General features: G+C 61.4%; 12 protein-coding genes. 5 read left to right on the forward strand and 7 right to left on the reverse strand.

The features are described 5' to 3' along the window. Positions 1–295 precede the first annotated feature (295 nt). A complete protein-coding gene (locus tag JV201_RS11835) occupies positions 296–1,522 on the reverse strand; it encodes an MFS transporter (RefSeq protein ID WP_003209751.1) in 1,227 nt (408 codons plus the stop codon). Between the two features lie 320 nt (positions 1,523–1,842). Between JV201_RS11835 and JV201_RS11840 the strand changes: the two genes are divergently transcribed. Next, positions 1,843–3,102, forward strand: a complete 1,260-nt coding sequence (locus tag JV201_RS11840; RefSeq protein ID WP_219406952.1) for a serine hydrolase — start codon at positions 1,843–1,845, stop codon at positions 3,100–3,102. Between the two features lie 134 nt (positions 3,103–3,236). Here the strand turns inward: JV201_RS11840 and JV201_RS11845 are convergent, their stop codons facing one another. The 3 genes from JV201_RS11845 to JV201_RS11855 form a co-directional block, all read right to left on the reverse strand. Next, positions 3,237–4,046, reverse strand: a complete 810-nt coding sequence (locus JV201_RS11845; RefSeq protein WP_177028427.1) for an AraC family transcriptional regulator — start codon at positions 4,044–4,046, stop codon at positions 3,237–3,239. 5 nt (positions 4,047–4,051) lie between these two features. Further along, positions 4,052–4,591, reverse strand: a complete 540-nt coding sequence (locus JV201_RS11850) for a YbhB/YbcL family Raf kinase inhibitor-like protein (RefSeq protein WP_177067591.1) — start codon at positions 4,589–4,591, stop codon at positions 4,052–4,054. Positions 4,592–4,692: 101 nt separating this feature from the next. Then, positions 4,693–5,556, reverse strand: a complete 864-nt coding sequence (locus JV201_RS11855) for a LysR family transcriptional regulator (protein WP_177019879.1) — start codon at positions 5,554–5,556, stop codon at positions 4,693–4,695. A gap of 114 nt (positions 5,557–5,670) precedes the next feature. Here JV201_RS11855 and JV201_RS11860 point away from each other — a divergent pair, with 114 nt between their 5' ends. Further along, on the forward strand, positions 5,671–6,279 hold the full coding sequence (locus tag JV201_RS11860) for a LysE family translocator (protein ID WP_134326307.1): 609 nt from the start codon (positions 5,671–5,673) through the stop codon (positions 6,277–6,279). Positions 6,280–6,296: 17 nt separating this feature from the next. Here JV201_RS11860 and JV201_RS11865 read toward each other — a convergent pair whose 3' ends face one another. Next, entirely contained in the window at positions 6,297–6,869 is a 573-nt protein-coding gene (locus tag JV201_RS11865; RefSeq protein WP_008434733.1) for a helix-turn-helix domain-containing protein, read from the reverse strand. A gap of 309 nt (positions 6,870–7,178) precedes the next feature. Here JV201_RS11865 and JV201_RS11870 point away from each other — a divergent pair, with 309 nt between their 5' ends. Continuing rightward, complete coding sequence (locus JV201_RS11870; RefSeq protein ID WP_008434731.1) at positions 7,179–8,042, forward strand: sensor domain-containing diguanylate cyclase; 864 nt, start codon at positions 7,179–7,181, stop codon at positions 8,040–8,042. On the opposite strand, the gene JV201_RS11875 is transcribed toward JV201_RS11870, so the two are convergent. Both JV201_RS11875 and JV201_RS11880 read right to left on the reverse strand, forming a co-directional pair. Further along, complete coding sequence (locus JV201_RS11875; protein ID WP_177019880.1) at positions 8,039–8,665, reverse strand: LysE family translocator; 627 nt, start codon at positions 8,663–8,665, stop codon at positions 8,039–8,041. The genes JV201_RS11870 and JV201_RS11875 overlap by 4 nt on opposite strands. A gap of 95 nt (positions 8,666–8,760) precedes the next feature. After that, on the reverse strand, positions 8,761–9,387 hold the full coding sequence (locus JV201_RS11880) for a glutathione S-transferase family protein (RefSeq protein ID WP_102368774.1): 627 nt from the start codon (positions 9,385–9,387) through the stop codon (positions 8,761–8,763). A 145-nt stretch (positions 9,388–9,532) separates the two neighbouring features. On the opposite strand from JV201_RS11880, the gene JV201_RS11885 reads away from it, so the two are divergent. Further along, positions 9,533–9,694: a DUF2986 domain-containing protein gene (locus JV201_RS11885; protein ID WP_008434728.1), complete on the forward strand. Its 162-nt coding sequence runs from the start codon at positions 9,533–9,535 to the stop codon at positions 9,692–9,694. A 46-nt stretch (positions 9,695–9,740) separates the two neighbouring features. Continuing rightward, positions 9,741–10,139, forward strand: a 399-nt coding sequence (locus JV201_RS11890) for a hypothetical protein (RefSeq protein ID WP_219406953.1), incomplete at its 3' end; no start/stop codon positions are given.

Genomic DNA, 10,139 nt, shown 5'->3' on the forward strand with positions numbered 1-10,139 from the left:
GTACGCAGGTTAGTAGACCGGGGAAACTACAAAAGCCGGCGCGTCCGAAGACGCCCTGCGCACAGCCACCATCAAGCACAGACAAGGACGTCCGACAGATGAAGCTAATGCACTTGCAGTTAACCTCGGGCTACTAAACCCGATCACTGAGTTTTCAGCGACCGAGCAACCTTAGAGACGCCCACCCAGGTGCACAAGCCGGCGGATTCTGACGCAACTGTAGGCAATGGAGCAAGGTGCGGTGCTCACTGCCTCCAGCCACGGGACTGAATTCAATCAGTCCCGTTTTCCTCGATTAAGCAGGCTGAGCCGCCAGGCTATTACTCACCTTGCGCCCCAACACCAGCACCGTCACAAACCCGGCGCCCACCAACGCGGTCGCCAAACTCAACAGCACCGACGTCCCCATCTTGTCGACAATCTGCCCGCCAAAGAACGAACCCACGGCAATGATCACCTGGAACAACGCCACGAACAGCGGCATGCCACGCTCCACATCCTTGGGCGCAACCACGAACATCCAGATACTCGCGCAGGCCGGGAAGGCACCGAAAGCAAAGCCCCACAGTGCGATCAGCATCACGGCGCCGCTCATGCCGGTGGCGAAGTAGGGGAACAGGGCGGTGCTGGTGCCGATCATCAGCGCGACCAGCAGCAAGGTGTGGCGCACGCTGCGGTTGGCGGCGAAGCCGGCGAAGACGTTGCCCATTACGCCGGCCACGCCGTAGAGCAGCAGCAGGGAGCCAATGGTCGGGCCGTCGAAGCCGGAGCTGTTTTTGAAGAACGGGGCGACGTAGGTGTACGCGGCAAAGTGGGCCAGGCCGATCAGCAATACGGCGATCAAGCCAACCCGGGCTTGTGGGTTGATGAACAGGGCCGGCAGGTCGGCGATGCGAATGGCTTTTTCCGGTTCGAGGCGCGGCAGCAGGAACATCTGTGCCAGCAGTACCGGGATGCCCACCAGTGCAGTGACGAGGAAGGTCATGCGCCAGCCCATCAGGCCGCTCAGCCAGGTGCCGACGGGTACGCCGAGCACGGTGGCCAGGGTCACGCCCATCATGATGATCGAGGTGGCCTTCGCCACGCCCACGCCCTTGGGCGCCAGGCGGCCGCTGAGGGCGATGGCCGTGGCCCAGAAGCCGCCGATGCTGATGCCCAGCAACACGCGGCCGAACAGCAGCAGGCTGAAGTCGCTGGCGTAGGCCACCACCATGTTGGCGATGATCATGATCAGGGTCAGGCCGATCAGCAGGTAGCGACGGTCCATGGCGCCAATGCCCACCGACAGCAACGGGGCGGCGAGGGCGGCCATGATGCCGGGCAGGGTGACCATCAGGCCGGCATGGCCGGCGCTGATGCCGAGGTCGGCGGCGACGTCGTTGAGTACGCCTACCGGCAGGAACTCGCTGGTGACCAGGGCGAAGGCGCCCACGGCCACCGAGAGAATCGCCAGCCACTGCTGCAGGACGGTTTGTTGATTATGTTCGGGGAGGCCGCTAGGGGCCCGGCTTGCGCTTGGCATGGTGTTGGGTTCCGGGAGGAGATTTCGCCTGCGGACAGACGGGAGGGGGAAAGTGGAGGTGATTATAGGAATCGGTTTTGGTAAGCCAATAGGCGACCGGTTCGATAGTAATCATCAGTCTCGTTGATAAGACTGCCTGCGTAGAGCGTTCTCTTCCGTGTAGACCCTCGCGATTGCCCATGGCCCGACTCCGCGCGTAATCCGGCCCGATCCCGCGCGCCAGAAAAAATCCCCCGCTGCATCCTGAGCCTAGGCATGTCGGTTTTTGCTGATGTGCCGAAGCGTTTCAAGGCCGATCAAACAATAATAAAGAGGTGCTTATGCCCGTGCTTCATCGCTCTTCATCCCTGGTTGAACGCAGCGCGCTTCACGTGTTGGTGTGTGCGTCGACACTCGCGCTGTCGTTGACCGCCTGCGCGGCAACCCCGGATCCCGCGGAGCCTTATCCCCATGTACAGGAACCGATTGGCGACGTGCAGGCCATCTATGACGGCAGGCTCAGCGAGGACTTGGCCCTCACTACCTTCCGTAATACCGACCGGTTGTTCCCGACGCGCACGATCAAGGCGGGCGGCCATCCGTTCCCGTTACCCCGTAGCAGCCAGCCACTTGGGCCGGTTGCCTTTGACTACAAAGGCAAGCATTACAGCCTCGATGACTACGTGGCGATCAACCGGGTAACCGGGCTGTTGGTGCTCAAGGACGGCAAGATCGTCGATGAGCGTTATGAAAAAGGCAACACCGCCGACACCCGGTGGATGTCGATGTCGGTGGCCAAGTCCATCACTTCGACCCTCGTAGGCGCGGCGCTGCAGGACGGCTCCATCAAGAGCCTGGATGACAAGGTCACCCGTTATTTACCCGCGTTGGCCGGTAGCGGTTACGACCAGGTCACCGTGCGCCAGATCCTCTCCATGCGCTCCGGGATCAAGTGGAACGAGCAATACACGGACCCTACCTCGGACGAGCGCCACTTGATCAAACTGCGTAGTGAACAAGTGCCCGGGTCGCTCCTCAAGTTCATGGCCAGCCTGCCCACCGCCGCGCCGCCTGGCACTCGCACCAACTACAGCACCGGTGAAACTCAAGTGTTGGGGCAACTGGTGAGCGCTGCGGTGGGCAAGCCACTGACGCAATACCTGAGCGAGAAGATCTGGGCGCCTTACGGCATGCAAACCGATGCCAAGTGGTGGCTCGACGGCCTCAATGGCAATGAAGTGGGCGGCAGCGGTATCAGCGCGACGCTTGAGGATTACGGGCGTTTTGGGCAGTTCGTGCTTAGCGGTGGCAAGGCCGGTGGGCAGCAAGTGTTGCCTGAAGGCTGGTTGAGTTTTGCCAGTGCGACTACCGGTTCAGATGCGGCGTACGGTGACTTTGCGTCCATGTGGTGGCCAGGTTGGACCGACGCCTCCAAAGCGGATAAAGCCTTTACGGCGGCCGGTACGTTTGGTCAGTACCTCTACATCAATCCGACCAGGAATGTGGTGATTGTGGTGTGGCAGGCGCAGACCAAACCCACGGGTGGCAAGGTGATCGACGATATGTTTGCCTTTGATGCGGTTGCCAAAGCGCTTCAATAACCGCGAAGTACCTGTGGCGAGGGAGCTTGCTCCCGCTGGACTGCGCAGCAGGCCCATTTTTTGGGGCCGCTGCGCGGCCCAGCGTGAGCAAGCTCCCTCGCCACAGGCTACGGGCTACTCAGGTAGTGTGTACCTCACATCGCCGCCCGCAATGAGCGCGGCGAAAGCCCATAATGTGACTTGAACCTCACCGCAAACCGCGACGCCGACGCATACCCGCACGCACTGGAAATCTCCCCGATGGAATCCCTGGAGGTTTGCAGCTGTTGCAACGCCGCCCCCAGCCGAACATTTTCCAGGATGGCCCTGAAGCTCGCATCCTCATTGGCCAGCTGCCGACGCAACGTCGACTCCCCCAGATTCAACTGCTGCGCGACCGTGGCAACGGTCCAGTCCCTGGACAGGTTGCTGCCGATCAACCGCTGCACGCGTTCACTCAAGGGGTCGTTGCGATCCATCAGCAACGGTCCCGCCTGGCCGGCCAGGCACAGGCAGAGCAACACGGCCTCGCCATAGTGGGTGCACAAGGCCGACGGGGCGCCGGTGCTCAGTGCGGTCAGCAGTTGGTCCCAGGCTTGTCGGGTCTGTTTGTCCAGGCGTACGCACAGGTCGGCATGCATGCTGCCCTTGAACTGCGCGCCATACCGGGCAACGAAGTTACGCAACACCGGCACCGGAAACGACACCACATCAGCGATGTAGTCACCCTGGGCACCGGGAAAGTTGGTCACCCCAAGCTCGCGGCCCGCCGGCAGTAGAATCAGGTGCTGTGGGCCGGCGCGCATTTCGCGCTCATCCCACTGCATCAGTTTTTGCCCTTGGCGCACGCGGCACAGGGCGGTCATGAAGATCGGCACACGTTGCAGGGTATGGTGTTGCCGGGCCCTGATCACGCAGCTTTCGATGATGCTTTCCCGGTGCCGCAGACCTTCGTGAACATCCATCGTGACTAGCGTCCGTAAGGGGCCGTGATTGTGGCCTTGGCCAGGCTGTTGGCATTGAGCATGTAGCCGACCAGGGCGCCGCTGGATTGATTGTCGATCGGCAGGGTGGCGACTTTCAACGCCCACACGGTGAATTGATAGCGATGCGGTTTATCACCCACGGGCGGGCAGGCGCCGCCGAAGCCGGGTTGGCCGTAGTCCGTGCGGCCTTGCACTGCCCCGGCCGGCAGGTGGGTGCCCACGTTACTCGGCAGTTGGGTGACGGAGGGGGGCAGGTTCACCACCGTCCAGTGCCACCAGCCGCTGCCGGTCGGTGCGTCGGGATCGTAGACGGTGATGGCAAAGCTTTTGGTGCCCGCCGGGGCGTTGGCCCAGGACAGGGCAGGGGAGGTGTTGCCGCCGCTGCAGCCGAAGCCGTTGAATTCCTGCAGGTGCGTCAGCGGGCGTTGGTCGGCAATGTCCGGGCTGTTGAGTGAGAAGCTGGCGGCGTGTCCGCTGGCGGCCATGATCAGGGTGATCGCGGGGGCAAGTGCTTTGAGTTTCATCGCGGTGGTGTCCAGGCGTGGTTTGAGCCTTGATCCTAAACAGCGCGTAGGCACTGCACTGCGCCGAAGCGCTCGATGATTGTGCCGAAACGCTCTGCCCACTAAGGCTGAGCCCTCAGCGTCCGGATGATGAACGCATGCAGGCTATTGACCGCCTTGGACCCGCGGGACGCCCGGCTACGCAGAATCGAAACCTCCATGGGCTCAATGCTGCCCAAACCGTGCTCGTCACCGAGTACCTGAAGCGAATCCTGCACGGTGCATTGGGTAATCGCGGCAATCGCGAGCCCGCCCTCGACAGCGGCCACCTGGCCGGCAAGGCTGGAGCTGTTGTACACCACCTTGAATTCGCGGCCTTGCTGGGTGAGTGCGTTCACCGCATACCGCCGGGCGAGGCTTGCGCTTTCGTAGACGGCGATGGGGATCGGGTCGCGCCGCCACAGTTCGAACTGCGGTGAACCTACCCATACCATGGGCTCCTTGAACAGGAATGTGCCGCTTTGGGGCGAGTCCCGAGACACCAGCGCCAGGTCAAGATCGCCGCTGCGCAACTGCGGGATCAGCGTGGTCGACTGTTCACAGGTCAGTTCGATTTCCACACCGGCGTAGCGCGGCGAATAGCGCTTGAGCAGCGGCGTGAGGTACCGGGCCGCGTAGTCTTCGGCAACGCCAAGGCGGATGCGCCCGGTCAGCTCTTCACCGTGAAACGCCGCCTGGGTTTCAGCGTGCAGGGCGAGCATGCGCCGGGCGTAGCTCAGCAGCGTCTGGCCATCGGCAGTCAGTTGCAGGTGCCTCGGGCCGCGACTCAAGAGCTGTCGTCCAAGGGCGGCTTCGAGTTTCTTCATCTGCATGCTGACGGCGGACTGCGAGCGGTTGACCTCGTGGGCGGCGCCAGACAACGAGCCGGCATCCACCACGGCCACAAAGCATTTGAGCCAATCGAGTTGCAAATCGCTGGCGGGCATCGCGCTGACCTCTATTCGTTAATCGAATGGCTAAGGCCTGAATTATGCGCTTTTCATGGACGCTTGTTCACCCGCAACATTCTGCCTTGAACCAACACCTTCTGGATCGGATCCATGCCCTTTGATACCTGGTTGCTTTACCTGGTTACCTGCTTCGGCATCGCGGTGGTGCCAGGGCCCAATGCGTTATTGGCGCTGACCCACGGTGCGCTTCACGGCAGCCGCAAAACGCTGTTCACCATCAGTGGCGGCGTGCTCGGTTTTGCGATTGTGCTGGCGCTGTGTGCGTTGGGGTTGGGTGCGCTGATCCAGGCATCGGCCAGTTTGTTCACGGCCTTGAAGGTGGCGGGTGGGCTGTACCTGATCTGGCTGGGCTTCGGGCTGTGGCGGGCGGCACCGGTCAGCCTTGAGGCGACCGGCACTACCAGCTCGCGGAGCTGGCCGCTGTTCCGCCAGGGGCTGGTATCGGCGATCTCAAACCCCAAGGCCTTGCTGCTGTTCACCGCGTTTATTCCACCGTTCCTGGACCCGCACCGGAGCATCGTTGCGCAGACGCTCACCATCGCCCTGACCTACGCCGTGGTGGAGTTCATCGTCGAGTACCTGGTGGCCAGCGCCGCGCACCGGGTACGGCCCTGGCTGGCGCGAACCGGGCGCCGATTCAATAAAGTCTGCGGCGGGTTTTTTGTGCTGTTCGGGTTGGCCCTGCCTATCCATGCCTGAGGGCACATCCCCGCGGCTTAGGGATGTTCGATCACCATCACCGCCGTGGTATCCGCCTCAAGTGCTTCGAACACATGGGGCGCATTCGCCAGGTAGCTGATGTAGTCGCCGGCGTGCAGCAGCACAGGCGCACCGGCCGGGCCGATATTCGCGCTGCCGCTGCACAGCAGCACGTGCTCGACGGTGCCGGCAGGGTGGGGCTGAGACAGGCGCGCTTCGCCCGGCTGTACCTTTAGCCGGTAGATATCGCGACGCACGCCCGCCGGGCAATCCGCAAGCAGTGTGGCCGCGTAGTGGCCGGTTTCGGTATAGGTGGTCAGGCCCTCGTTGGCGCGAATTACCCGCAGGTGTTGCTGGGGTTGTTCGAAGAACCGGGTCACCTGCAAGCCCATCGCCGTGGCCAACGACCACAGGGTCTCGATGCTGGGGTTGCCGATGCCGGACTCCAGCTGGGACAAGGTCGACTTCGCCACGCCTGCGCGTTTTGCCAGTTCAGTCAATGAAAGCCCCGCAGCCTGGCGTTCGCGCTTGATCGACAGGGCCAGCAGGTCGATTCGGCTTGGATTGAGATTGTTCGTTATGTCGGTCATTTGTTCTTCAAATCATCCATAAATGGGTTGACGCTTTGTCGCCGGGTGTTCAGCATAGCAATCATTCGTTCATTATAAAAACCGAGTGTCGAATGATCTGGTGCGTGTTCCACCTCTGCGACTATTGGCCGTGGCTGCTCTGGCGGGCGCTCTCCTACGACCTTGAAGGGTGGCGCAGCCTGCTGGTGGCGACGCAGTTGGCGCAGCAACATTGCCGGGGGCTATTCTGCGGGCCGCTATGATTCCTTTTCGCCATCCTTCGGGATCGGGCTATGATCGCCCAATCCGAACCAGACGCTCCCCAGACCTATGCCCGTTGACCTGCAAGCCCTCTATCCCAAACTGATCCACTTGATGCTGGATACGGTGTTCGTGGTCGACAGTGAAAATCAGATCGTGTTTGTGAGTGATGCCTGCGAAGCGCTGCTGGGGTACCGCGCCGAGGAACTGACCGGCACCCTGATCACCCACTACATGCACCCTGAAGACCTGGCCCGCACCCGGGCGTCGATTGTGCGGGTCATGAATGGCAAGCCCCACGTCGACTTCCGCAACCGCTATATCCGCAAGGATGGCAGCGTGGTGCACATTCTGTGGGCGGCCTTCTGGTCCGAGGAAGTGGGGGCGCGGATCGGTGTTGCGCGGGACGTAACCGCCCTGACGCAGGCGGAGGAAGAGCTGCGTTTCCTCGCCCATCACGACCCGTTGACGGCCCTCACCAATCGCTCGCTGTTCAATGACCGGTTGGACGAGGCCCTGCAAGCCGCTCACCACCACAAAAGTCCTCTGGCCTTGCTGTTTCTGGACGTGAATGACTTCAAGGCCATCAATGATGTGCACGGGCATGCCGTGGGCGACCGCGTGCTTTGCGTGATTGCACGACGGTTGGAAGGGTGTGTGCGTGAGAGCGACCTGGTGGCCCGGATGGGCGGGGATGAATTCACCGTGCTGCTGACGGATATTCAATCACCGGAAGCCGTGTCGGCCAAAGTGCAGCAGATAGTTGCGGTGATGACCCAGCCCCTGAGCGCTGAGTTTGGCGCGGTCAAGATGCCGTCCTGCAGTATCGGCGTAGCGTTTTACCCGGCGGATGGAGCAGATGCCGACAGCCTGCTCAGTCACGCGGATGGTGAGATGTACCGGGTTAAAAGGCAGCGGTTTGCAACCGATTAACGCTGCTGGAAAGCAATCTTCAGCCCCAATCCCATGAACAACGTCCCAATGATCTTCCCCTCCCAACGGCGCAGCCTTGAAAGGCCCACCATCCATTGGCTCAACGGACGAATCGCCACCGAAATCAGCGTGGTGTACACCGCACTGAGCCCCGAGAAGATCAACCCCAACACCGCGAACTGCGCCAGGGAAGAACCGGATTCCGGGTGAATAAACTGCGGCAGGAAGGCCAGGAAGAAAATCGCGGTTTTCGGGTTCAGCACTTCGGCACCCACCGCCTGGAAATACGCCTGGGTGGAGGTCACGGTGGGCAGGTCTTTGCGCGTGGTGGCGCCAGGCTTGGCCATAAACGCACGTATGCCCAGGTAGATCAGGTAGCAGGCACCGACGATTTTGACCACGTTAAACGCCACGGCCGAGGTCATCAGGATGGCGGACAGGCCGAGCGCCGCGCACAGCGTATGGATCAGGTCGCCCGAGGCCACCCCCAGCCCGGTGGCAATCCCGACCTTGCGCCCACCCTGGAGGGTGCGGGTGATCACCAGCAGCACAGCTGGGCCGGGAATCAGGAAAAGGCCGATGACCACGGCGACATACGTCAGGATGGGGGCGAGTTCGAACATGCTGTGTTATCTCAATGCCGGATGCGTCCTACAGTAATCCTCATCCCGGGGATTAACGCAATACAGATGAACACCCGCCGAAACCGCCTGGCCTTTTACTTCGCGAACGCGTATGCGCCACCCTGTTCCAGCGCCTTGCGATACGCCGGCCGTTCCTGAAAGCGTTGCACCCACGCCGCCACATTCGGGTAGGCCTGCAGCTTGCCCTGGGCCCGGGCGATTTCGCCGATGAAGCTCATCTGGATATCCGCGCCGGTCAATTCGTCACCCACCAGGTACGGCGTGAGCCCCAGTGCGTTGTCCAGATAACCCAGGTAGTTCGCCACCTCGGATTCGATACGCGGATGCAACGGCGCACCCGCGTCACCCAGGCGCCCGACGTACAGGTTGAGCATCAGTGGCAGCATGGCCGAACCTTCGGCGAAGTGCAGCCATTGCACGTATTCGTCATAGGTTGCAGTGGCCGGATCCGGTTGCAGGCGGCCGTTGCCATGGCGGCGAATCAGGTAGTCGATGATGGCGCCGGACTCGATCACCACGTGGGGACCGTCTTGAATCACCGGTGATTTGCCCAGGGCATTGATCGCCTTGAGTTCAGGGGGCGCGAGGTTGGTTTTCGGGTCGCGCTGGTAGCGCTTGAGCTCGTAGGGCAGGCCGAGTTCTTCGAGCAGCCACAGGATGCGTTGCGAACGGGAGTTGTTGAGGTGGTGGACGATGATCATGGTGGCTCCGCTGGGCGAGAATAGAGGCGTATAGGGACAGACCGCGGTGGCGCTGTGGAGTGCCGTGAATTAAATCTGCTTCGATAAAGGCATGAAAGATGGATAATCACGCCGGCAAGCACTGATTACACACCGGATAGAAAACATGAATCGTCAAAAAAAACTACAGCAGCTGTTCAAGGCCAAGGCCAAAAAGGCCAGCGCCAAATTGGCACCGGCCAAAAAGGATAAATACATCAGCAAGGCAGACCGATTGAAGCTGGCTGCCGAGTCCGGTGATGAGCCTGTTGTTACCTCTGAGAGCTGATCCAGAAGGCCTAAGCATTACTTGATAGGGAATCGACGGAAAAACCATGAACACTGCTCAACTCGCGATTCAGCACTACATACTCGCCAAGGACGGCAACCGCCCGCATTTGCTCAGCCGGGCGTTTGTTCCCGAGGCAATCCTGGACATGGTGGTGCGCACCGGGTCCATCTCGTTTCCGCCCCACGTCGAAGGGATGGGCGGCATCGGCGATGTGCTGGTGAGGCGGTTCGGGCAGACCTTTGAAAACGTCTATACGTTTTGCCTGGGGCAGCCACCGCAGGCGGGGGCCAAAACCTATCAGTGCAAATGGCTGGTGGGCATGTCCGACAAGAACTCCGGCGAAGCCCGGGTTGGGTGCGGGGTGTATGAATGGCAGTTCAATGCCGAAGCGGGGCTGGTCGAAAGGCTGACGATTACCATCGAGCATATGAAGACGCTGCCC

Origin of the sequence: Pseudomonas sp. Colony2, from assembly GCF_019382755.1 — a bacterium.
GTDB lineage: Bacteria > Pseudomonadota > Gammaproteobacteria > Pseudomonadales > Pseudomonadaceae > Aquipseudomonas.